The 23,735-nt window shown below is 70.1% G+C and carries 19 protein-coding genes; 6 read left to right on the forward strand and 13 right to left on the reverse strand.

Features of this window, described 5'->3' with window-relative positions; genetic code table 11:
* Positions 1-268 precede the first annotated feature (268 nt).
* From FHS29_RS34315 to FHS29_RS34330, 4 genes are all read left to right on the forward strand, one after another.
* Positions 269-1,114: a hypothetical protein gene (locus FHS29_RS34315; protein ID WP_246441149.1), complete on the forward strand. Its 846-nt coding sequence runs from the start codon at positions 269-271 to the stop codon at positions 1,112-1,114.
* Entirely contained in the window at positions 1,111-2,301 is a 1,191-nt protein-coding gene (locus FHS29_RS34320) for a hypothetical protein (RefSeq protein WP_184698519.1), read from the forward strand. The genes FHS29_RS34315 and FHS29_RS34320 overlap by 4 nt, the downstream gene beginning before the upstream one ends.
* Positions 2,302-2,450: 149 nt before the next feature.
* Positions 2,451-3,818 carry a UDP-glucose dehydrogenase family protein gene (locus tag FHS29_RS34325; protein ID WP_184698521.1) on the forward strand — a complete coding sequence of 456 codons (1,368 nt, stop codon included), beginning with the start codon at positions 2,451-2,453 and terminating at the stop codon, positions 3,816-3,818.
* A gap of 171 nt (positions 3,819-3,989) precedes the next feature.
* A complete protein-coding gene (locus FHS29_RS34330; protein WP_184698523.1) occupies positions 3,990-4,421 on the forward strand; it encodes a PPOX class F420-dependent oxidoreductase in 432 nt (143 codons plus the stop codon).
* Positions 4,422-4,590: 169 nt separating this feature from the next.
* Here FHS29_RS34330 and FHS29_RS34335 read toward each other — a convergent pair whose 3' ends face one another.
* The 7 genes from FHS29_RS34335 to FHS29_RS34365 form a co-directional block, all read right to left on the reverse strand.
* The gene (locus tag FHS29_RS34335; RefSeq protein WP_184698525.1) at positions 4,591-5,952 is read right to left on the reverse strand and encodes a diaminobutyrate--2-oxoglutarate transaminase family protein; all 1,362 of its coding nucleotides are present in this window, start codon (positions 5,950-5,952) and stop codon (positions 4,591-4,593) included.
* Positions 5,949-9,974 (reverse strand): Pls/PosA family non-ribosomal peptide synthetase, encoded by a 4,026-nt coding sequence (locus FHS29_RS34340; RefSeq protein WP_312865231.1) that lies wholly within the window; start codon positions 9,972-9,974, stop codon positions 5,949-5,951. The genes FHS29_RS34335 and FHS29_RS34340 overlap by 4 nt, the downstream gene beginning before the upstream one ends.
* On the reverse strand, positions 9,971-11,239 hold the full coding sequence (locus FHS29_RS34345; protein WP_184698527.1) for an aspartate kinase: 1,269 nt from the start codon (positions 11,237-11,239) through the stop codon (positions 9,971-9,973). Before FHS29_RS34345 ends, FHS29_RS34340 begins: the two co-directional genes overlap by 4 nt.
* Positions 11,240-12,537: 1,298 nt before the next feature.
* Positions 12,538-13,053, reverse strand: coding sequence for a hypothetical protein (locus FHS29_RS34350; protein WP_184698529.1), 516 nt, complete (start codon positions 13,051-13,053; stop codon positions 12,538-12,540).
* Positions 13,050-13,814: a hypothetical protein gene (locus FHS29_RS34355; protein WP_184698531.1), complete on the reverse strand. Its 765-nt coding sequence runs from the start codon at positions 13,812-13,814 to the stop codon at positions 13,050-13,052. Before FHS29_RS34355 ends, FHS29_RS34350 begins: the two co-directional genes overlap by 4 nt.
* On the reverse strand, positions 13,814-14,125 hold the full coding sequence (locus tag FHS29_RS34360) for a hypothetical protein (protein ID WP_184698533.1): 312 nt from the start codon (positions 14,123-14,125) through the stop codon (positions 13,814-13,816). The genes FHS29_RS34355 and FHS29_RS34360 overlap by 1 nt, the downstream gene beginning before the upstream one ends.
* Positions 14,122-14,766: a hypothetical protein gene (locus FHS29_RS34365; protein ID WP_184698535.1), complete on the reverse strand. Its 645-nt coding sequence runs from the start codon at positions 14,764-14,766 to the stop codon at positions 14,122-14,124. Before FHS29_RS34365 ends, FHS29_RS34360 begins: the two co-directional genes overlap by 4 nt.
* A 188-nt stretch (positions 14,767-14,954) precedes the next feature.
* Here FHS29_RS34365 and FHS29_RS34370 point away from each other — a divergent pair, with 188 nt between their 5' ends.
* On the forward strand, positions 14,955-15,191 hold the full coding sequence (locus FHS29_RS34370; RefSeq protein ID WP_184698537.1) for a hypothetical protein: 237 nt from the start codon (positions 14,955-14,957) through the stop codon (positions 15,189-15,191).
* Here FHS29_RS34370 and FHS29_RS34375 read toward each other — a convergent pair.
* The 4 genes from FHS29_RS34375 to FHS29_RS34390 form a co-directional block, all read right to left on the reverse strand.
* Positions 15,157-16,170, reverse strand: a complete 1,014-nt coding sequence (locus FHS29_RS34375; RefSeq protein ID WP_246441150.1) for a TRM11 family SAM-dependent methyltransferase — start codon at positions 16,168-16,170, stop codon at positions 15,157-15,159. The two genes, FHS29_RS34370 and FHS29_RS34375, sit on opposite strands and share 35 nt — an antisense overlap.
* Before the next feature lie 282 nt (positions 16,171-16,452).
* Positions 16,453-17,214 carry an MHYT domain-containing protein gene (locus FHS29_RS34380; RefSeq protein WP_312865232.1) on the reverse strand — a complete coding sequence of 254 codons (762 nt, stop codon included), beginning with the start codon at positions 17,212-17,214 and terminating at the stop codon, positions 16,453-16,455.
* Positions 17,215-17,530: 316 nt separating this feature from the next.
* Positions 17,531-19,474 (reverse strand): putative bifunctional diguanylate cyclase/phosphodiesterase, encoded by a 1,944-nt coding sequence (locus tag FHS29_RS34385; protein ID WP_246441151.1) that lies wholly within the window; start codon positions 19,472-19,474, stop codon positions 17,531-17,533.
* 237 nt (positions 19,475-19,711) lie between these two features.
* On the reverse strand, positions 19,712-20,530 hold the full coding sequence (locus FHS29_RS34390) for an SAM-dependent methyltransferase (protein ID WP_184698543.1): 819 nt from the start codon (positions 20,528-20,530) through the stop codon (positions 19,712-19,714).
* Positions 20,531-20,689: 159 nt separating this feature from the next.
* Here FHS29_RS34390 and FHS29_RS34395 point away from each other — a divergent pair, with 159 nt between their 5' ends.
* On the forward strand, positions 20,690-22,012 hold the full coding sequence (locus FHS29_RS34395; protein WP_184698545.1) for a cytochrome P450: 1,323 nt from the start codon (positions 20,690-20,692) through the stop codon (positions 22,010-22,012).
* A gap of 103 nt (positions 22,013-22,115) precedes the next feature.
* Here FHS29_RS34395 and FHS29_RS34400 read toward each other — a convergent pair whose 3' ends face one another.
* Positions 22,116-22,784 carry a DUF305 domain-containing protein gene (locus FHS29_RS34400; RefSeq protein ID WP_184698547.1) on the reverse strand — a complete coding sequence of 223 codons (669 nt, stop codon included), beginning with the start codon at positions 22,782-22,784 and terminating at the stop codon, positions 22,116-22,118.
* Positions 22,785-22,789: 5 nt separating this feature from the next.
* On the reverse strand, positions 22,790-23,611 hold the full coding sequence (locus tag FHS29_RS34405; RefSeq protein WP_184698549.1) for a thioredoxin-like domain-containing protein: 822 nt from the start codon (positions 23,609-23,611) through the stop codon (positions 22,790-22,792).
* Between the last annotated feature and the right edge of the window lie 124 nt (positions 23,612-23,735).

A 23,735-nucleotide genomic window follows, 5' to 3' on the forward strand; every position in this document is an offset into this window, starting at 1 on the left:
CGTAGTGGTCGGGATCGGGAAGATCGGGGCACGACATGCCGCCTGTTTCCAGCAGGCAGGCCACCGGATCGGCACGGTGGACCACCGGAGTGGCGCGGACTGGGACCGGGTGTCGCGGGTGCCCGACCCGACTCGCGTCGACGCCTGGGTGGTCGCGACGCCGACGGCCACGCACCTTTCGGTGGTCGACGAGATCCTGCACTGCCGGCCGGACGCCCGGATCCTGCTCGAGAAACCGGCCTGCTACCCGACCGACCTCGCCGGTCTCATGCGGACGATCCGGCAGCACCCCCGTTCCCGGATCGTCGTCAACGACGTGTACGCGTACAGCGAGGCAGTGCGGTGCTTCGGGGACTCCGTGCGAGAGCTCAGCGCGTCCGATCCGATCCGGAAGATCACCGTGGAGTTCACCAAGAACCGGGAGCTCGACGTCGCGAACGGCAGGTTCGTCGACACCCAGTACGGCGAGGCCGGCTACGAGCTCTTCCACATGTTGAGCATTCTGCGGTCGATCCTCCCGGCTGACGACTACCGGGCGTACCTTCGTGCCGCGCCGGTTTCGGTGACCTCGGAAATGCGCGTGCGCACCTTGGTCGAGGGCCTGCCGGAGATCGAGCTGTACACGTCCTCCGCCGGCTTCATCGCCTATGCCGACCTGGCCGGCTTCGCGTTCTCCGAGCCTGTGGCGAAGGACTGCACGACACACGCGAGCATTCCCTATGGAACAGAATTCCGGTACCGCGTGGCGGACGTGGAACTGGACTCCGGCACACACGTCACCCTGGTCTTCGAGCCGCGCTTCGGCTCGTCCGTCGACTTCAAGAACATGCACTCCGTCCACGTCCGAGACGCTGCCCACGTCCGCGACGGGGTGTCGCAGCACCACTTCATGATCTCCGGGAACCACTTCGAGGAGGCACTCCTGGCGCAATTGGAGTTGTTGCACAGCGTTGAGGAGGGTACTGCGCTGATACGGCTCGCCGAACTCCGACGCATGGCGGCACTCAGCACGGCCGTGTCGACCGGCACTTTCCCTCAACCATCGGAAACCGACCAGCCCGGCGACCCGCAGGGGAATGACCGGATGTTCGCAAGACTCGGGAGTGGGACATGACGCAGAGTGCTCAGGACTGCTCGACGCTGCTACTACCGGCACCGGACATGGTGGCCGAGGTCATGGACCGGGGATCGGCCCTGTCCCGGATCGCGAGCCAGATCAAGGCCGATGACACCGCTTACGAATCGTTCGCCCGGGCGTGCCGATTCGAGCCCCCGTTCACCGGGAGCTGGATCCACGGGCCCGGCGAGGAGTCCGCCTACCTGTCCTTGGAACTGGCAGCGGCGACGTTGGGCGACGACCGGTATCGCGCTCTGCTGGCCGACATCGTGCTGTCGCCCTCCACCGCCATCCCCTACGACTACCGGGCGATGGCCGCGGAGAAACTCGCTCAGGTCGGACCCGGCGAGTTCGCCGTTCCCCTGAAGGAGATCGTCGATTCGTTCCGACCGCTGCTGCCGCGCACCGCCGAGGCGAAGATCAACGTCCCCACGGACGGCATCGACCACCTCTTCGACATTCCGGACACGGTCACCGGCAGGCTCAACCTCGTGATCGCGGCGAGCAGGGCGAAAACCCTGGAGAGCCAGTACCTGCTCGCCGGGCGGATCCTCGGGATCGGTGACGGGGTCGCGGCTCCGAGGACGGAGGCGGAACGGCTGATCAGCGAGGACGTCGGCACCGGCATGGTCTCGCCGTCGGACTACCTGGTGCCGTGGGACCAGGAGTTCCCGAGTGGGAACGGCGCCGCCCTCACCCTCGCGGAGTTGATGCGGATCGTGCTGATGTGCCCGGAGTTCAAACTCCCGGACGTGACCGTGCGACCGATCCTGGTCGACTTCTACCGGTCGGTGCTGCGGGCCGGCGGTCGTTCGATCATCGGTCTGGCAGCCGGTGTCTTCCACGTCGAACACGGCACCCTGGCCACACCGTCCTACTACTACCAGGGCCGCGACGCCATCCTCGGCAAGGGATGCGTGATCGACTGCGTCGGCGGGGCGATCCTGCAGAAGAGCACGTTCCTCGGCGGAGGTTTCATGCCCATCCTGATCCACACCCACAAGCACATCCGCAAGGGCAGCGAAGCAGCCGCCTCGGAGCGGAAGCAGATCCACTCCTGCGTCTTCGTCGCCGACGCCGGCGCCCGCTACCCGATGAGCGCGATCGGGTTGTTCGAGACGGTCGACTTCCTGGGCAAGGAAACCCCTTACCAAGGAATCCGGGCCATCCCGCACGGCGAGTAGCACCGGCCGGTGCGGGATCGACGCGGACGGCGGCTTCCGGCCGGCACCTGCGGTTCTTTTTCGGCAACTCCACGAAATCCGAATTGTCTTGGCGTCGCCGGGCCGGGAGCAGCTCTGCCCGGTGGCGGCAAGACGGGGGAGCAGAAGGAATGGATGAACTAGGCGGAACTCGTGTCGCGGTGATCGGCGCCGGCTATGTCGGGCTGACGACAGCCGGGTGCCTCGCGTCACTGGGGCACCGGGTGGTGTGCGCGGATGTCGACCAGGAGAAGGTGAACGCGTTGCGGCGCGGCGAGGCCACCATCCGGGAGCCGGGCATCTGCGAGCTGGTGGTGGACGGCCTGGCGTCCGGCCGGCTGGGGTTCGTGCTCGGCGCGAGAGCGGCGGCGTCCGAGGCCGACATCGTGATCCTCTGCCTGCCGACACCGATGGGGGCGACCGGGGCGGCGGACCTCACGACGCTGGAGTCCGTCGTGACCGGGCTGCGCGACGTGCTGCTACCCGGTTGTGTGGTGGTGAACAAGTCGACGGTCCCGGTCGGCACGGCGTGCCGCGTCGCCGACCTGCTCGACCGACCGGATGTGTCGGTCGTGTCCAACCCCGAGTTCCTGCGTGAGGGGTCGGCGGTCCACGACTTCCTGCATCCCGACCGGATCGTGATCGGCTCGGCTGGTCACGACCTGCTGGGTGCCGAGCGGGTGGCCGGTCTGTACGGGAAGCTCGACACCCCCGTCCTGCTGACCGACTCCGCCAGTGCGGAGATGATCAAGTACGCGGCCAACTGCTACCTGGCGACTCGTCTGTCCTTTGTGAACACTGTCGCCGAGTTGTGCGAGTACCTCGAAGCGAACATCGACGACGTGACAAGGGGGATGGGGTACGACGCACGGATCGGCACGTCGTTCCTGCGACCCGGTCCGGGGTGGGGCGGATCCTGCCTGCCGAAGGACACCGTCGCGCTGCTGAGGTGCGCGGAGTCCGTCGGCAGCGACTTCCCGCTGCTGCGAGCCGCCATCGACACCAACGCGAGGCAGCACGGGTTGGTGGTGGACAAGGTGCGCAAAGCAGTGGGCGGCGACCTGGCTGGAGCCCGGATCGCGCTGCTGGGCTTGACGTTCAAGGCCGGCACCGACGACCTGCGGGACTCCCCGGCGTTGGCGATCGCCGAACTGCTGGCCGCCGAGGGCGCGGAACTGCTCGGCTACGACCCGACCGTCAACGGCCCGGTGGCGGGCGCGACGGACCGGGTGCGGATCATGGGCACCGCCTATCACGCGGCCAGTGGTGCGGTGGCGGTCATGCTGCTGACCGAGTGGCCGGAGTTCCGAGCCCTCGACTGGGCGCGGATCGCGGGCCGGCTCGGCGGCCGGGCCGTCATCGACACCCGGAACCACCTCGACCCGCTCACCCTGCACCGCGCGGGCCTTTCGTACCAGGGCGTCGGTCGTCCGGCGTCACAGCACGGCATTCAGACACCCTTGCCGCGCACCGGCGGCATGGTGCGGACACCGGGCTGAGTCCCGGCCGGACGGCGGGCGGCGCGATCTCTGCGTCACTCGCCGCCCGGTATCGGCACGTCTTCGAGGACGTCGAGCCCGGCGGCAGTGTTCACCGGGCCTCGTGGTGGTGCGGGCTCAACGCAGCGTCAGCCTGGAATACGCAGCTCCCGGCCACGGGTTGCTGTCGACATGACTGACACGCCTTTCGACCCGCACGCGCTGATCGAGCAGAGCAAGCTCGGCGTGCTCGCGACGATCAAGTCCGACGGCCGTCCCCAGCTCTCTCCCGTGCAACCGTCGTACGACCGGGGCAGCGGTGTCATCCGGGTGTCGACCAGGGAGGACACCGCCAAGACCGCGAACCTTCGTCGCGACCCACGAGCCGCGCTGGAGGTGACCAGTGCGGACGGCTGGGCGTGGGCCACCGCCGAGGGCACGGTCACCCTCGTCGGCCCCGGAACCGATCCGCACGGACCCGAGGTAGAGGCATTGGTGGACTACTACCGTGCCGCTGCGGGTGAGCACCCGGACTGGGACGAGTACCGATCGGTCATGGTGTCCGACCGACGGGTGTTGATCACCATGACGGTCGACAACGTGTACGGCGCCAGCCTCCGCTGACAACCCGGTTCCGCAGCACTGGGTTCGGATCGCAGAGGTCCGCAGTACGCCTATATGAGGGCAGCGGCGCGGGCCGGGCTGCCCTGACAAGGCGTGTGACAAAACCGAGTAGTGGTCGTGCGAACGGGGTCCTCGACCACCGGTCGAGGACCCCGTTCGTCGCGGTCGGTCAGGCGTGGTCCGGGCAGGAGGTGGTTACGGCGTCGATGATGATGCTGGCCGCTTGGTCGATGACTTCCTCCGTCACGTTCAGAGGCGGCATCAGGCGGACTACCGCGTCGTCTCGGCCGCCCAGTTCGACGATCAGGCCCTGGCGGAGGGCGTGGTACTGGACGGCTGCGGCTTCGGTGACTGCCGGGGACTTGGTGGTGGGGTCCGCCAGTTCGATGCCCCACATCAGGCCTCGGCCCCGGATCTCGTGGACCCAGGGGTGGGTCTCCAGGGCCGCCAGGCGGGTCTGCAGTTGGATGCCCCGCTTCTGCACGTTCTCCAGGATGTTGTCGCGGTGGAAGATCTTGATGGTCTCCACACCCGCGGCGAACGCCGCCTGGTTGCCTCGGAAAGTGCCCGTGTGGGCTCCGGGGGACCAGGTGTCCAGGCGCTTGTCGTAGAGGATGATCGCCACCGGCAGACCTATGCCGCTGAGCGCCTTCGACGCGACGATGACGTCCGGCTCGATGTCGTACTGCTCGAAGGCGAACCAGGTGCCGGTGCGGCCTGCGCCTGTCTGGACCTCGTCCACCACCAGGGGGATGTCCAAAGTCCTCGTCAGGGCTCGGATTCGTTGTACGAAGTCCTTGCGGGCCGGGATCACGCCGCCTTCGCCCTGCACGAGTTCGAGCACTACGGCCGCGGGCTTGGCGATGCCGCCGTTGGGGTCTTGCAGGGACCGCTCCAGGAGGCTGACGCAGTTCGTCTCGCAGGAGTCGGGCTTCAGGCCCAACGGGCACCTGGCGCAGTACGAGTACGGGAAGAAGTGCACGCCCGGCATTCCGTCGGTGATCGGCTCCTTCTGCGACACCAGCCCGGACACCGCCATCGCCGCGTGGGTGGCTCCGTGGAAACCTCCCTGGAACGACACCACGCCGCCCCGGCCGGTGGCCGTCTTGCAGAGCTTCAGGGCGGCGTCCACCGCGTTCGCGCCGGTGGGCCCGCAGAAGTGGACCTTCATGCGGTCCCGCAGGGCCGCCGGGAGCATGGACAGCTGGGCGTCCAGGAACTCGCGCTTGGCCGGCGTGGGGAAGTCGAGCGCGTGGGTCAGGACCTGCAAGCGGCCCGCTGCCGCCTTGGCCACCTCCGGGTGGTTGTGGCCCAGGGACAGGACGCCCGCACCGGACAGGAAGTCTATGAAGACGTTGCCGTCCACGTCCCGGACGTAGCTGCCGAAACCTTCGGCCAAGGCGATCGGCAGGCGGCGGGGGTAACTTCTCGCGTTGGACTCCCACTCGTCCTGGTGAGCCAGGTACTCGGACGAGATAGGGCCGGGTAGTGCCGTCGTCACCAGTGGGTAGTTGGTGGTGGTCTGGGTCATGGCTGCCTCCGCGCGGGGTCTTCCGCGCTGTTCTCGGTCAGTTCTACGGCCGGGTTGCCGCGCCACCTCGACCTCGTGGGGGCTTCGGTGCCCTTCATGACGAACGAATCCGGTTCCACGACCGCGTGTTCGCCGATGGTCGATCCGTAGTGGACGAACGCGCCGGTGCCCAGGGTGGTGCCTGCGCCGACGGTGATGTGGTCCGACTTGAACGTCCCGTCCTCCAGCGAGTGGCCCTGGATCACGGTGCCCGCGTTGAGCGAGCAGTCGTCGCCGAGGGTGACGAGGGACTTCTCCGGGATCGCGCAGCCGTCGTCCAGCACCCGCCTGCCGATGCGCACGCCGAGCAGGCGCCACAGGACGTTCTTCAGCGGTGTGCCGTCGAACAGCATCAGGTAGCGGCCGGGGCTGAGCTTCCAGAAGCGCTCGTGCCGCCAGAAGACCGGGTCGTAGATCGAGCAGAACCTCGGCCGCAACCGGCGGAAGCCCTGCGCCGCCCGCTCGGTCAGCACCATGGACAACACCGTGAACACGACGGTGAGCACGATGTTCGCCGCGGTCGCCAGCCAGTCCAGCCGGGCGTGCAGGCTGCCGGTGGCCACGCCGATCAGCACGATCCCCAGCACCTGGAACCAGTGCACGAACAGGTAGATCAGCGCGGTGGCGGTGTTGTGGCGGTTCTTGGCCGGCAGGCCCCGTTCCTTGGCCTCGACGATGTCGAGTTCGGTGTCGCGGCGGACCGTCCGCGGGATCTCGAACGCGGGCGAGCCGAGCAGCCCGGTGTCGGATCTGACCGGTCCGTCCAGCGGTACCAGCACTTTCGTCGCCAGCAGGCAGTTCTCCCCGACGTGCGCGCCCGGTGGGTAGGCGATGCTGTTGCCCAGGAACGTCCGTGGCGCGACGGCGACCTCGCGCACGCGGAACGACGTGCCGGAGAAGTCGGCGTTGAGGATCGACAGCCCGTCGGACACCATGGTGCCCACGCCGACGGTGCTCAGCGTCGGCGACTCGTGCTTGACCTCGACGCCGAAGTTCGAGCCGGTCTGCTCGAACGCGCCCAGGCGGTAGCCCAACGCACGCAGGTAGTACACGATGGCCGAGCTGTCGCCGAACAGGTAGTTGAACGCCCGCACGTTGGTCAGCCGGAACAACGTCTGGTGCACCGCGAAGCGCAAGCCGTACAACGGATAGGTCCGGCCCGGCCGCAGCAACGGCGTGAGCAGGCGCGGCACGGTGAGCACGATGAGCAGTCCGACCACCAGTCCGCCGAAGTACAACAACGCGGAGTCCAGGAGCTGCCCCCGGTAGAACGCCCAGCTGGTGAAGTCGGGCGGACCGGTGTAGACCATGCCGATCACCAGGTCGGTGGCCAGCAGCACGAGGGGCATGGACACGACCAGGAGGGTGAACAGTTGGGCCAGCCCGAAGAGCGCCCGTCGACCGCGCGGCAGCGGTGACGTCCCGATCGCACGGTAGTCCACTGTGGACTTCTGCGCGGGCGAGCCGTGCCAGGACTCGCCGTCCGGAACGGTTTGCCCGCTGTGCAGAGAAGACGCGTGGCCGAGCTGGGCGTTGTCGCCGATCGCCACGTCGATGTCCAACACCGACATCTCGCCCACGAACGACTGCCGGCCCAGCGTCACGCGTCCGGTCTGCACCACGCCTGCCCGCACGCGGTAGCCGTTGAGGTACGAGTCCTTCCGGATCACGGCCCCGTCGCCGACGGTCAGCAGGTCGGTGCACACCGGCGGGGTGCGCGTCATGAACAGCACGCCCTTGCCGATCCGGGCGCCCAACGCCCGCAGGTACAGCACGTACAGCGGAGATCCGACGAACAGCGACAGCGGGCTGAACCGGATGAGCGCCTTCACCGTCCAGAAACGCAGGTAGGTCAACCCCCACAGCGGTATCTCGCGCGGTCTCCAGCGGCCGATCAGGACCCACTTGGCCACGATCGGCAGCCCGGAGACGAACGCGAAGGCGGCCACCGCCATCTCCACCGAGCGCAGGTACAAGTCCACGATGCCCTGCGCCTCGGCGATCCACTCGAACCCGGTCTCCAGCAGGAGGGCGAAACCGCAGGCGTACCCCAGGAAGATCAACAGCTGTGCGAGCCCGCAGAGGAGGTATCGCGCGGTGCCGGCCCTGCGGGTGGGTTCGACCCGCGTGGTGCCGACCGGCGCTCCGGACAGCGACGCCGCCAACGAACGCACGGTGGTGTGCCGGTACACGTCCCGCATCGGGATCGGCGGCAGGTCGGTGCGTTGCCGCACCTTGGCGCAGAACCTGGCCAGCAGCAACGAGTCCGCGCCGAGTTCGGCGAAGAAGTCGCTGTCCACCGAGACCCGCTCCACGCGCACCGCCTCCGCCAGCGCTTCGGCCAGCACGCGCTCGGTCTCGTTCGTGGGCTCCACGTGCGCCCGCCCGGACGCCAGGCTCCGCGTCGTCGTCGGCGCGGGCAGGTTGCGCCGGTCGGCCTTGCCCGCCGGTGTCATCGGGACCAGGTCGAGCCGTTCGAGGTACGCGGGAACCATGTACGCGGGCAGCCGTTCCCGCAGCTGCCGGTAGATCTCCTCGGCGCCCGGGTCCGCCGCGTCCTGGCGCAGGCTGTAGTACGCGACGAGCTCGACCGTGCCGGAGTCCGGCCGGTACGGCTCGACCACGGCCTGGGCCACGTCGGGTACCCGCAGCAGCACCGACTCGATCTCGGTGACCTCGACCCGGTACCCCCGGATCTTCACCTGGGTGTCGATCCGGCCGAGGTACTCGATCTCGCCGGCCTCGTCGATCCGGGCGAGGTCACCGGTGCGGTAGATGCGGCCCGACGGGTTGTGCTCGATGCCGAGGAAGTCCGGCACGAACGCCCGGGTGGTCAGCTCCGGCCGGTTGAGGTACCCCGTCGCCAGGCCGATCCCGGCGATGCCGAGCTCGCCCGTCTCGCCCCGGTCCAGCGCACGCGGCTCGTCCGGGTCGAGCACCACCACCGAGTACGTCGGCAGCGGCACGCCGATGGTCACCGGGCGGTCCGGCCGCACCACCGCCCAGGTCGCCGTGACGGTCGCCTCGGTCGGGCCGTACACGTTGAGGAACCGGCGGTCCGGCCGGTACCAGCGGTTGACCAGGTCCTCCGGGCAGGCCTCGCCGGACACCAGCAGGAAGCGCAGGTCCGGCACGTCGTCGTCGATGGTGGCGAGCAGCGTGGGCACGCAGCACAGCGCGGTGATCCCCTTGTCCACCAGGAAGTCCCGCAGTTCGTGACCGAGCAGCGACGCCCCGGCGGGCCGCGGCACGAGGGTCGCGCCGGACAGCAGCGGCACCCAGATCTCCTCCACCGAGAAGTCGAAGGCGATCGTCATGCCCTGGTACATCCGGTCGCCGGGCTCGATCCCGTAGACCTCCACGGCCACCCGGACGAAGTTGCAGATCGCGGAGTGCTCGACGGTGACGCCCTTCGGCCGTCCGGTGGAGCCGGACGTGTAGACGACGTAGCACAGCCCGTCCGCCGGCTCGCCCTTCTCCTGCGGTGTCAACCGGTGCGCGGGCTGCCGGGCGATCACCGGCTCGTCCTCGTCCAGGCACACCACGTCGACCGGCAGGCGGGCGCGCAACGACGACACCGACAGCACGCGGCGCACGTCGGCGTCCTGCACGATGTAGGCCAGCCGGTCGTCCGGGAACGCGGTGTCCAGCGGCACGTAGGCCGCGCCGGCCTTGAGCACCGCGAGCATCCCGGCGTACGCGTCTGCCGGCCGGTCGAACAGCAGCCCGACCCGGTCGCCCGGCCGGACGCCCAGCGCCCGCAGGTGCCGGGCCAGCCGGTTGGCCCACGCGTCCAGCTCCGCGAACGTCAGCCGCAGGTCATCGGCTTCCACGGCGAGCCGATCACCTACCGAGTCGCAGTGCTGCTCGAACACCGTCTCCAGCCGTTCGCCCTCCTGCCACCGGGCGTCCTGGCCGAACCCGCCGCAGGTCAGCACGCGGCCGTCGGCCACCACACCGACCGGCGCGTCCCGCGGGCTCACCGGCCTGCCCCGAGGCCGAAGGTCTCGTGCAGCGCGCACACGGCGGCGTCCAGCAGGTCGACCGGCAGCACGGCGGTGAACCGGGACGGCGAGGTGGCCAGCGCCGCCACGGCCACGCCGAGCGCACCGACCGCGCGCAGCATCCCCGCGAGGTAGCCGGGGTGGTCGAACAGGCCGACGCCCACCACGGACACCGCGCCGAGGTCGTCCTCCACGACCCACTTGGCGTCCAGTTCGCGCGCGACCTCGTCCAGCACGTCCAGCGGGGCCTGCCCGCGCACGGTGAACCGCACCTCGTGCCGGTCCCGCCAGGTCAGCACGTCCGGGTTCAGCCCGTGCTCGACGAGTTTCGCCAGTGCGGGCGCGCAGCGGGCGGCCCGCGCCCCGGTGAGGGTGAGCGACACCAGCCGCACGTCGCGCTCGTGCGCGATGCCGACCACCCGGTGGCCGGCTTCCAGCGGCTCCTCGGCCACGGTCGTGCCGTCCACCGGCCACATCGAGTGCAGCACCCGCACCCGGACCTCGTGCCGGGCGGCCAGCGCGACCGACCTCGGGTGCAGCACCTTCGCGCCGCGCCCGGCCAGTTCGGTCATCACGTCGTAGGGCACGGTGTCGAGCCGCCGGCTGCCGGGCACCACCCGCGGGTCGGCGGTGTGCACGCCGGCCACGTCCGTGCAGATCTCGCAGTCCGTGCTGCCGAGCGCGGCGGCCAGGGCGACGGCGGTGGTGTCCGAGCCGCCGCGGCCCAACGTGAGCAGCTCGCCGTCCCGGTTGCGGCCCTGGAAGCCGGCGACCACGACCACCCGCCAGTGGCGCAGCCGCTCGAAGATCCGGTGGGCGTCGATCCGCTCGATCACCCCCGCGCCCGGTCGTCCGCCGACGACGATGCCCGCCTGGTCGCCCGACAGCGACCCGGCGCGCACGCCGAGCTGGTTGACGGCCAGCGCCAGCAGTGCGGCCGACGCCTGTTCGCCGGTCGCCATCAGTTGGTCCAGTTCCCTCGCTTCCGGCCGGTCGGCGAACTCGCCCGCCAGCGCGACCAGCTCGTCGGTGGTGTCGCCCATGGCGGAGACCACCACGACGACCCGCCTGCCCTCGGCGGCCAGCGCCGCCAGCGCGCCGGCCACGTTGCGCACCCGGTCCGGGGTGGCCAGCGACGAGCCGCCGTACTTGCGGACCACGAGTCCGCCGGGTAATTCACCGGCGCGGTCACGCCCCGGCCGGGACTCGGCCGTTGTGGCGGCCGGCTCCGAACATTTCTCCATCACGATGTCCCCTGATCCTTCAGCACGGAGAGTTCAACTGCCGAAGCGCGGGCACAGGTCATCGGACCGGCGGCAGGGCGAATTGATTCGCCGGCTGACCGGATGCCCCTGGGATTTATTACGCCTCGGGTGAAACCGGTGCGGCAAATCCGAACGTAGCGCACTTTCCCGGCGCTCGGGCACCTCCAGAAGGCTTACGGAAAGTTCGCCCCAGGTAGTCGAGGAAGCCGCACTACTCGGGTGTTCCACCGGTTTGACCTGAACCGAACGGCCGAATCAGTCTCCGGGGAGTGGGTGCCGAATTCCACCCGACCGGCCGGTACGTACCGGTCTGGGTGAGTTGGAATCGACCTCGTCACGGTGGGTGTACGACCCTTTCCGGTAATTGTGAAGGTCCTGGTCAGTGGACCCTTAGAAGGGTCCGGAGGGTTTTTCGATCCATGTCTTCCGGGGTGATCGGTATTCCGTCGGGCTAATCTCCGGCTCGACGCGAAAATGCGCACACGGAGCTGTGCACGGACGGTCACATGTGAGGAAGGCTCATGATCTCTCGGAGGGCGGTTGCGGCAGGCTGCGCGGTGTGCGCGGGCTGTCGCCCAGGTCATCCGAGTGCTGGGGCGACGGCGGCCCGCGAGCCGGTGTGGCGGGTGCGCGGGGGCGTGCGCGGCTCGCCCTGGAGTCGAGCCGGCCGGTGTGCGCCGACGCGCTGACCACTGCCGATCGCGGGGAACGGCCGCCGGCGGGCGTCCGCGCGGCGGTCACCGACGTCCCACGGATGCACCGGCCGTCGGCCGTACCGGATTTGTCGGAGACGTCCGTTCGGTTACCGGCATGTGTCGAACGGGGTCCTTGTGGCCGCCGCAGGGTCGGAAAGATTGGTGGCCGGTGAAAGGGCGACCGGTGATCTCACAACGCTGCGGGAAACCGAAGCGCGGCGGTGCGGATCCGCGTCGTCGGTCCACCCGGGTCTCGATTCGTGGCGGATGTCGCCGCGCGACTGGAGAAGCGGCCGGTCGGCGAGCGGACTCGTTCGACACGTTCAAAAGGACACGAGAACGGCTGGCCGAACCCGGCACCGACCCGTCCGATGAGGTGACCGCCCGGTGTACGGGCATCCTGTCGCAGGACGTGCGCCCGGGCCGCGGTGGACGCGTCCTGATTGGTCACGGGCCGTCGATCGTCGCGGGACGAACAGGATCCGCCTCGTCGCAGCGGTAGTGGCGTCGCCGGAGAAGGCGCGGCTCACCAGGCGTCCTATGTGGACGACTCCGTTCCGAACGCACCTCGCCGACGCGGTGTCAGCGGCTCGACCTCGGCGCCAGCGACCGGGTCACAGCAACCGCCACGAGCCCCACCAGCGGGGGCGCGGCCAGCAGGGCCGCGTACGCGACCACCCCACCGCCCAAGGTCGGCGCACGGGCCGGCCGGAGCAGCGTCATGAACGTGATGGACCAGCCGATCGCCGTGCAGACGACGCTGAACACCCACATCGCCAGCGACGTGCGGCGCGCGATGCCCAGACCGGTCATGTTCAGCCGGTCGCCGCGCGCGTACGACCGTGAGCCCGCCAGCGTGAACCCGACGAGCGACGAGAAGAACGCCGACAGCACGCCCGCGCCCACCGCTCCGGTGTGGAACAGGTGGTACGACGTCGAAGGCACGTCGCGCAGCACCACGACCAGCACCCCGAACACCACGTCCGCGAGCACCACCGGCACCCCGACCGTCGTGCACCGGGACCGGACGCGTCCCGCGAACTCGGGCGGAACGGGTTGGTACCACTGGGGAATCCCGGATCCGCCCGGCAGGATCATGCCGGCTCCCAATCCGGACGGTCGCCGTCCCGGACGGTCGCGTCGGCCAAGTCCGCCGTGTTCGGCCGCTGCCACGTCGAGTCGATGTCCTCCGCCTTCTGCCGGATGGCCAACTGCTCGGCCTCGATGCTGTTGAAGTGCGCCTCCATCGCCAGCACCGCCGTGCCGAGCAGCCCCACGGCCGCGCCCACGGCGGTCAGCACGGTGGCGATGGCGGCCGGGATGCCCACCACGCTGCACGCCTCGGCGATCGCGATCGCCATGGCCACCAGGAAGCCGCCGAACGCGAAGCCGATCGCCATCCAGAACGCGTCTACCGAGTTCGCCAGGTTGGTCAAGGACGTGCGCACCTGGTCGCTGAGGTCCTTGACGTCCTTCAGACCCTGGCTCTGCGGCAGCACCGTCTTCTGGTAGGCGCGCGCGGCCCGGCCGGCCCATTCGACGTCGGTGCGCAGCCGGTGCGGCTCGATCGTGTCCGCGATGTCGTCCACCACGCGGCCGACCCCGGCGGTCCACCGCTCGCCGGTCGCCCGCAGCCGGTCGGCGTCACCGGGCTGGTCCCAGAGCCGGTTCACCCGGTCCCAGAAGTCCCGCACGGCCCGGGCGACCGCCGCCATGCCCTGCTCGATCGGCCGGACGAGGTGGCCCAACGCGTCGGGCACCCAGCTGAGCACGTCGTTCACCTGGTCGAAGAACTCGCGGATCGCCCGCTCGACGTCCCGCGCCTGGTTGTGCGCCTGCTGGACGAGTGCGTTGGCCACTACCGGTCCAATCGGTTGAACGAGTGCAGGTTCGCTTCCTCTTCGCGCTGGTACGTGTCGGCGGCGGCGCGCAGGCCGACGGCCAGCTCGCGGAACCCCGCGACGGCCTGTGACAGCACGGTTTCCACCTTGGCGCGGGCCTCGTTGTAGGTGCGGTCCAAGCCGAGGTCGGCCGCCCACATCGACATCTCCGCGCCGGACAGCGGCAGTTCGGTCACCTCGTCGCGCGGTGCTTCGAGGCTGTCCGCGGCGGTGGCCCACACGGTGGCGTCGTCACGCATCGCGTCCAGCGCGGCGTTCAGGTCGGTCATGGCCGCAGCCCCACTCGGCGCAGCAGGGCGTCCTGGTCGGCGAGGAGGGTCTGGAGCTCGGTGACGGCGGGGCTGTGCAGGTCCTCCGGCGCGGTCCGGACGCGGGCGAGTGCTTCGCGCAGTTCGGCGGTGATCTCGGTGTCGCGGGCGGCGTTCAGCCAGTTGTGGTCGAGCGTGACGTCGATCAGCCGACCGCGTCGGGCGGTTGCCACGACGTGACCGCCCCTGCTCTCCGCGCGCTGGGGTCTGTTCGCGGTTTCGGTGGTCCGGCGGTTGTACTCGCGGACGTCGGCGGTGACGGCCTTGAGCAGCCGCAACGCGTCCGCGGGCCGGATGGGGGACAGGTCGTCGGCGGGGGTGGGAGGTGTGGCGGGTGCGCGTTCGCCGATGCGTTCGGCCAGTGCGGCGGCGGTGGCCGCGTTGGCGGCTTCGGTGACGGCTCGGTGCAGCAGCCTCAGGTCCGACCGCCGCCGCCAGTCCGGTGCCAGCGAGACGGACAGCACGTTCGCGTCGGGGTCGACCGCCACCGTCACGGTGTGCATGGTGTCCTGGCCGGTCACGCCCGGTGCGGCGGTCGGTCTCGGCGCGGGTGCCGCCTGCTCGTCGTCCTCCTCGAACCCGAACCGGTAGTGATCCTCCACGCGCTCTCCCCTCGCGTTTGGTGATCAACCGGTGGCTGAGTGTATTGGCGCGCGAAGCGGGTGAGACTGCGAAAAGGCGGTCAAGCCTTCGTCCGATCGGGGCGACTGTGGAGCGGAGGGCGGTTCGGGGGTGTGATCTTCGGCAGCCGGGGTCGGCGTTGTTGCCACTCATTGGCAGTATGGCGAGGGTGGCGAACGGAGGGCGGCTGGTGGACGTCGGGCTGGTGCCGGCCGCGTTGGCGCTCCTGGTGATGATCGGGGTCGGGGTGTTCGTGGTGGCTTGCCGGCTGTCCGCGGGCGAACCCCGGCGGGCCGCCGACGCCCGGCGGATCGCCCGCCGGCTGCGGGCCGCTCCGTGGGTGGTGGGGGCGTCGGCGATCGTCGTCCTGGTCAGTGTGGTGGGTTGGTTCTCGGCTTCACCGTGACCAGCTCCGGATGGGTGCCGAAGAGGCTGACGGGGCGGCGGTCGGTCGGTGTCAGGCCGGCTTTCACGGCGTCGGCCAGGTGGTGGTCGGCGTCCGGCAGCAGCAGGACGGCACGGCCGGTCGGGGTGAGGGTCCGGGTCAGTTCGGCCCAGAAGCGGTCCGGGTCGGCGGCCAGGGTGGCGGACGGCTTCACCTGGCGGTTCCAGGGTGGGTTGGTCACCACCACGTCGATTCCCCCGGTGCGGAACGGCAGTCTGCCCGCGTCGGCCAACGCCCACGTGATGTCCCGCCCCGCGCCGTTGGTCCGCGCGGCGGCGATGGCCGACGGGTCGGCGTCGGTGCCGATCCCGGTCAGCGCCGGATCGGCTTCGACGGGGATGGTGCCGGTGCCGCAGAACGGGTCCAGCAGGCGTTCGCCGGGCCGTGGCGACGCCAGCAGCAGCATGGCCGCCGCTACCGGCGGGTGCAGTGCCCCGGGGCGGGACGCTTGGCGGTAGCTCCTGCGGTGCAACGGTTTCGGGGCGATTCGCAGGGACAGCACGGCCTGGTCGTCGGTCACCGTCACGCGCCAGGACAGGCTGTCCGGTGGCGGGGAGTGGCCGTTGCGGCGGCTGCGGTAGGGCAGGCCGAGGGCGGCTGCCAGCGGCTCGCCGACGGTGTCCTCCAGGTCGAACCTGGTGTAGTTGCGGCGACCCAGGAAAGACGCCGAAACATCCACTGTGGACGGACATGCTCGGATGCCGAACGACATCCTTTGCGCTACAACGCGTTCAGCGTCCACGGCTGCGGCGGCCTTCGCCAGCAGCCGGAGGTCGCCGCGGGTGTGGCCGATGCCGGTCACGGTGGCGGCGACCACGAAGACGTCGTCCACGCAGCGCAGGCCGAGGACCTCGGGGCCCGGTGTCGGGCACGTCCACCACACCTCGCGGTGGGCGGTGCGCCGCACCGTGCCCAGACGGGCGATCTCCTGCGCTGCCAACGATTCAATGCCTCGTACCGTTCGCGCCAGCAGGCGCGCGGTCGTCACGTCCCGGCGAGTGGGCCAGGACGCGGTTCAGCGCCGGCGTTCGCGCACGCCGGTGGGGGAGAGATCATGGATCTTCTTCCGCGTCGCGACCGGGGCGGTGGGTGTGCCGCCCCGCATCGACGGCGAGGGGGATGCCCGTGGCTCGCCGACGGTCGCGTCAGAGTCGGAAGAAGAACGTCATGCGACGACCCTAGCGCAGCGGGTGGTCGGGTCCGAGGGGGTTTTCCGGATCGGTCAGCCCGCGGATTCGGCCGGTTCGCCGAGGCCGTCGTTGCCGGAGGTGAACAGCATCCACAGCAGGGCGCCGACGACCAGGCCGCTGATCACGAAGATCGGGAAGACCAGGTCGAACACGGCGGTGCCCTGGGGTGCCGGGAACGTCGCGTCGGACGTCACGTGGACCGCCGCCATGCCGGTGTAGTGCATCCCGGTCACGGCCACGCCCATGACCAGGCCGGCCACCACGCGCGCGGTGGGGGTCTTCACGACCAGGGTGAACCAGAACGCGGCGGTGGCGGCGGCGATGGCGATCAGCACGGACGCCGCGACGAGGGTCGGGTCGTAGGAGATCTCGCCCTTGAAGCGGATCGCCGACATGCCCAGGTAGTGCATCCCCGCCACGCCGACACCGGCCAGGGTGCCCGCGACGAGCAGGCGCATCCTGGTGAAGCGGACCAGCGTCACCAGGGACAGGCCGGCGCCGACCACGCCCACGGCGACCAGTGCGGACAGGGCGGTCAGCGGTGCGGAGTACTTGATCGTCGCGCCGGGGACGTCGAAGCCGAGCATGGCGATGAAGTGCATCAGCCAGATGGCGATGCCGCCGATGGCGAGCGCGCCGAGCGCGGTCCAGAGGACCTTGGCCCTCCTGGTCGGCTCGCTCCTGGCCCTGGCCATGCAGGACAGGCCGATCAGCGAGCCGATGACGGACACGCCGTACGCCAGCACGAGCGTCCACGGGCCGGAGGAGAAGTGCTGCATCGATTCGTGGTTCACGACAGGTACCGATCTGATGGGGGAGCGAGGCGCGGAGGAGCCTCGCTATTGACCCACTGTGATCGCTCACCGCCACTAAAACCAGGGTGGGTAACCCATTTGAGGCATGTATCGAAACAGTGTCATCACACTTGGTGATTGAGGGGGTACGGACTGCCGGCCATCGGCCGGTGGGACCGCTACCAGGGCTTCCGTGCCGAACGAAGCGCCCGGCGACCGGGCGGGTCTCCGGTGGGCACAATCACGCGCGAAAGCTCTTACCCCGGTGATTATTCGGACACAAGAGTTTCTCCGTTCAGGCCTGGAAAACTCTGCGTCACCGGAAGAACGCGACCACCTCGGCCGGCGTGCAGGCCGCGCCGAAGAAGTCGCCCGAACCCGCGTCCGCGCCGGCCGTGCGCCACCAGTCGGCCTGCTCGGCCGTCCGCACGCCGTCCACCACGATCGTCACGCCGGACGCCCGCACCGCCGACACCAGGGCGTGGACGTACGAGGCGCGGTGGTCGACCAGCCGCCGGGCCACCCGCACGGACCGCGCCGGCAGGTCCTCCAGCGCGGCCAGGTCGTCCGGACCCAGGCCGAAGTCGTGCAGCGCCGTGCGGACGCCCATGTCCGCCAGCACGGTCAGGTTGTCCACCGCCTCCGCGACGGACAGCACGCCCACCGGCATCCCGACCGACAGCCGGTCCGGCCGCAGACCCGTGTCGTCCAGCACCCGCACCACCCGGGACACCAGGTCCGCGTCGCCGGACTGCACCGCGGTCAGACCGACCACCAGCGGCGCCTCGATGCGGTCGCGCTGCCGCCACCACCGGGCCTGACCGCCCGCCACCCGCAGCAGCCACTCGCCCAGCGGCAGCACCAGGCCGGTCTGCTCGGCCAGTTCCACGCACTCGTCGTGCCCCAACGGGTCCTGGCGGTCCCAGTGCAGCAACGCCTCCACGCCCACCACGCCGCCGCCGAACCCGGACACCGGGCGGTAGCGCACGCCGATCTCGCCGAGCTCCCACGCGCCCGGCATGCGGACCGCGAGCGCCTGCGCGCGCCGGTCCGCCTCGTCCTGCTTGGGGTGGAACAGCTCCCACTGCCCGCGCCGGCCCGTCTTCGCCCGGCGCAGCGCCTGGTCGGCCGCCCGCAACAGCTCGGTGGGCTCCATGTCGCGGGGCGGCCTGAGCACCACGCCGATGCTCGCCGACAGGGCCAGGCCGTCATCGTCCACGAAGGTCGGCTCGGCCAGCTCGTCGTTGATGGCGGCCACGATTCGCGCGATGTCCGGCGTGCTCGCGGTGTTCTCCACCAGGATGCCGAACTCGTCGCCCTCGAACCGGGCGATCATCGCCCTCTCCCGCGCCATCACGTTCTTCAGCCGCTGCGCGACGTGCACCAGCAGCCGTTCGCCCACCCGGCTGCCCAGGCTGTTGCACACCATCCCGAACGCGTCCAGGTCCAGGTGGAACAGCGTCACGCCGTGCTCCGGGTCGGCCCGCCGCAGCGCGGTCTCCAGGTAGGTGCCGAAGTACTGCCGGTTGGGCAGCCCGGTGAGCACGTCGTGCAGCGCCTGCCGGTTCAGCTCGCCCTGGAGCAGCATCAGCTCGGTGCCGTCCTCCACCACGGTCACGAAGTGCGCGGGCCGGCCGTCGGCGTGCCGCAGCAGGGAGGTGGTCAGCGAGATCCGGGCGACGTCGCCGTCCTTGCGCAGCAGCCGCTGCGACTGCCGGATCCGCTCCTGGCCGCCGTCCAGCAGCTGCTTCATCGCCTCCCGCAGCGCGGCCACCGCGTCCGGGTGCACCAGGTCGACGATCAGCACGCCGCTCTGGGATGAGGTGACCACCTCGTCGAACCGCGCCTCGCTCTCCTGGAGCCGCCACTTCGCGTCCCGGACCGCCTTGAGCATCGAGAGCTGGAGGCTCTCCTGCTGCTCCAGCACGGACCGCCGGTTCGCGGCGAGGAACCCGGCCGCGAGCGCGCCCACGCCGAGCACGATCCGCCCGGCGTTCCGGTCGGCGGGCTGGAACTCGGGCAGCGCGAGCAGGCCGGGACCGAGCACGTCGGTGGTGCAGCGCAGACCGGCTTCCCCGACCAGTCCCAGCGCGTCCAGTTCGCCGCCGATCAGCGCCAGCGGCTCCTGCTCGAACGGCTCGCGGTGCAGTGCGTCGCAGATGCCGTCCAGGTGTTCGCGCAGCATGTCCTCCAGCGCGTCCCTGGTGTGCGCGACGACGATCTCACCGCTGAGCAGGTATGCCCACTTGCGCGCGAGCAATTCCCGCTCGCGGACGGGATCCGGAGTGGATGGTGTGCTGTCTTGCCGGCGGTCTGGAGTAGGCATACCCATTGCCTTGTGCTGATCAGGGTTTCGCGGAAGCTTACCTACTCGACGTCCGCATTCGCTCGACCATAGGAGTGAATAAAAGTCGCACGATCGATTCTCTACAACTGTTGACGTCACACTCCGTCGGACTCGACAGCGGATGTCGACGGTCCTCGCCGCACGGTCGGGTCAGCGGCGCACGCGCCCCACCGCGACGTAGAGCAGCATGTTCATGTCGGGCATGTCGGAGATGTCGCCCGGGCCGGTCGGCCGCCATTCGCCCGCGCCCACCAGCCCCGGCTCGACCAGGTCGAAACCGTCCAGCATCGCCAGGATCGCGGAGTGCTCGCGCGGCGTGATCCGGTCCGCGCTGCCGCTGTCGCCCATCGCCCGGTCCGCGTTGCGCAGCTGCGTGCCGACGTGGTCGTCGGACGCGTGGCTGACCGCCAGGTAGCTGCCGTCCGGCAGGGCGTCCCGGTAGCGCGCGACCAGTTCCGCGGGCCCCCACTCGTCCCGCAGCCAGTGCAGCATCAGCAGCATCAGCAGGCCGACCGGCTGGTCGAAGTCCAGCAGCCCCCGCACCTGGGGGCTGTTCAGGATGCCGTCCACGTCGCGCATGTCGGCGCGCACGATGTCCGCCCGGTCCTCGTCGGCCAGGATCAGCTCGCTGTGCGCCACCGCGATCGGGTCCTTGTCCACGTAGACCACCCGGCACTCCGGGGCCACGCTGTGCGCCACCTCGTGCACGTTCGCCACGGTCGGGATGCCGGAGCCGATGTCCAGGAACTGCCGGATGCCCCGCTCGGCCATGAACCGCACGGCCCGGCCGAGGAACGCCCGGTTGACCCGCGCCGCCGCCCGCGAACCGGGCATCAGCGCGTTGATCTTCCGGGCCACCTCGCGGTCGACCGCGAAGTTGTGCGCGCCGCCCAGCATGAAGTCGTAAGCGCGCGCGGCACTGGGTACGGAAATGTCCACGTTCTGCGGAACCCAGTCCGATCGGACCACCGGGAACACCCCTTCGACTCGCGGGCCACGAGTTTAGCCGGCGGTGCATTGCCGATCATTGGGCCATCGGGGTGACCCCTGAATGGACGCTGTCGACGTCACCCGAATGCCGCCTATCGTAATGCGTTCGGAGAATTCGCCTCCCATCGAGGAGCGATGATGTCGGTTCCGGTCGCACCCGGTCGGTTGCCGTTGCTCGGGCACACGTTGTCGCTGCTGCGCGCACGGGCCGGCTTCACCGCCGGGCTGCGCGCCCGGGGCGAGATCGTGAAAGTCCACCTGGGTCCGGTGCCCACCTATTTCGTGACGAGTCCCCGATTCGTCCACCAGGTGCTCGTGACGGACAGCTCGCGATTCCGGAAAGGGATCATGTTCGAGCGGTTCCGGCCGTTCCTTGGCAACGGGCTGCTGCTGTCCGAGGGCGCGTACCACCGCAGGCAGCGGCGGATGGTGCAGCCCGCGTTCCACCGGGAGCGCATCGCCCGCTACGCCGCCACCATGGTCCGGGCGGCGACCGACGTGGCCGCCGGCTGGCGTCCGGGCGAGGTCCGGGTGGTCGAGCACGACATGCAGGCGCTCGCGGTCACCATCGTCGGCGAGGCGCTGTTCTCCACCGGGGTGGGGGAGCGGGCCACCGCCGAGATCCGCCGGTCGCTGTTCGACGTGCTGAAGAACGGCATGGTGCGCGCCTTGTCGCCGGAGTTCGTCAGCCGGCTCCCGCTGCCCGTGAACCGGCGGTTCGACGAGGCCTCCGAGCGGATGCGCGGCATCGTGCTGGAGGTCATCGCGAGTCGGCGGACCGACGACGAGGACCACGGGGACCTGCTGTCCATGCTGCTGGCCGCGCAGGACGAGGAGTCCGGCGACGGGATGACCGACCGGCAGGCCTACGACGAGGTGCTGGCCCTGCTGACCGCGGGCGTCGAGACCACCGCGCTCGCGCTGGCCTGGGCGTTCCACGAGCTGGCGGAGAACCCCGAGGTGGAACGGCGGGCGCACGCCGAGGTGGACGAGGTGCTGGCCGGTCGGCCGGCGACCTTCGAGGACCTGCCGAAGCTGGTCTACCTGCACCGGGTGGTCAACGAGGTGCTGCGGAAGTACCCGATCTGGATCCTGATGCGCAAGGCGGTCGAGCCGGTCGACCTCGGCGGCACGGTGCTGCCGCCCGGCGCGGAGGTCATCGTCAGCCCGCACGCCGTGCACCACGACCCGGCGCACTTCCCCGACCCCGAGCGCTTCGACCCCGACCGCTGGCTCCCGGAACGGGTCGCCGCGCTGCCGAAGGGCGCGTTCGTGCCGTTCGGGGGCGGTGCGCGCCAGTGCATGGGCAACGTGTTCGCGCAGACCGAGGTGGTGCTGACGCTGGCGACGGTGGCGGCTCGCTGGCGGCTGGTGCCCGTCCCCGGCAAACCGGTGCGGACGAAGTTCACCACCGCCGCTTATCCGAGCGGGCTGCTGATGACCGCGGTGCCGCGCAACTGATCAGCGGGCCGGTATGAGAGGGACCGATCCACTCGGCGTCGGAAGGCCATTCCGGGAAAGGTCCGTGCCCACCGGTAGATGCCTCTCGGCGGACACGGGTGCGCTACGGGAGAGGCGTCGCACCGCGTTCGGCGATGAGCTGCTTCATGTACTCGCCCTCGCTCGACTGCGATTTCAGCATGTTCTCGGCGAGCGTCCGGACCACCGGGGCGCCGGCGTGCTTGGCCCCGTACTCGGCCATCGGCGCGCCGCCCTGGTGGTGCCGCAGCATCAGCTGGAGGAAGTACACGTCGAATTCGGTGCCGGCCAGCGAGCGCAGCTTCGCCAGTTCCTCGGAGGTGGCCATGCCGGGCATCAGCCCGGTCGTGCCCCCGGTCGACGAGGAGTGGTGCGACGAGGAGTCCATCCACTTCATGTGCGTGCCGTCGACGGACTGCTCGGGCATCCCCCACAGGGTGAGCCAGCCCTTCATCCGCCCGACCTGCTCCAGCTGCGTCGACTCGATGTCGAACGCGAGCTGCCGGATCGCCGGGTCCGCCGTCTTGTCCCGCGCGGTGTTGGCCATGGTGATGCCCTGGAGGTGGTGCACCGCCATGTCCTGCGTGAACCCGACGTCCACCGAGTCCCGGCCGGGCGTGGCCGAGGAGTCCGCGCCCGGCAGCTTGATCAGCAACCCGACGGCGGCACCGAGCAGCAGCACGGCGAGCACCGCCACGGTGACCACGACGGCCCGCGTGGTGGTGACGCTGCGCTGCTGCCCGGTGTCCGACATCGAGGTCAGCTGCTCGGCTGGGTGGTCGGAGCGGCGTCGGAGGGCACCCCGGGCTGGTTGCCGGTCTCGGCCTGGTCCTCGGTGCCGCCGTCCATCGGGACCGCGTCCGCGCCCGGCGCCTCCACCACGAACGGCGGCGGGTTGTCGATGTCGAACGTGTTCGAGTCGCACGCCGCACCGATCTCCGGGTACGTGTACTGGTTGCGCCGCAGCGACTGGATGAACTGGTCGATCCGCTCGTCGTCGGCGCTCTCGACCTTGAGCTGGTGGCCCCACGCCTGGAGCGCGATCGGCTTGTCCAGGCCGGGGTACGGCGACAGCATGGTGTACTGCTGGCCGTCGGCCTTCTTCTTCAGCTTGTCCAGCGGCTCACCGCTGATCCGGTCCGGGTTGTACGCGATCCACACCGCGCCGTGCTCCAGCGCGTGCACCATGTTCTCGGTGCGCACCGCCTTCGGGTACACGATGCCGGTGCAGTTCGCCCACGCGCCGTCGTGCGGACCACCGAAGGGCGGTGACTGGTCGTAGGCCACCCGCTGGGTCGGCTGCACGTGCTTGCCGGCCTTGTAGTCCTTCTTGACCACGCCCTGGATCTGGTCCGACGGGTCCTTGTTCTCCTCGGACGGGTTCCACTTCGCCAGGGCGGCCTCGCGCTGGTTCTTCTCCGAGATCTGCGCGTAGGCGTACCCGAACACCGTCCCTGCCAGCGCCAGCACGGCGATCACCGCGATGATGGTGCCCCACGGTTTCGGCTTCTTCGCCACCACCGAGGACCTCGCCGCCGCCACGCTGGAGCGCGTGGCCTTAGTCTTCTTGCCGCTGGTCATGTCCGCCTCAGGTCAGTCGTCATACGCCCATGCCGCGGGCCAGTGTAGGGATACCGTGTCTGGTGACCGTCAACTGCCGGTCACCAAGGGTGGCCGTTAACAGTTGCCCGGCGTGGTCGCTCTC

Source organism: Saccharothrix tamanrassetensis (genome assembly GCF_014203665.1).
In the GTDB taxonomy this organism is placed as follows: Bacteria; Actinomycetota; Actinomycetes; order Mycobacteriales; family Pseudonocardiaceae; genus Actinosynnema; species Actinosynnema tamanrassetense.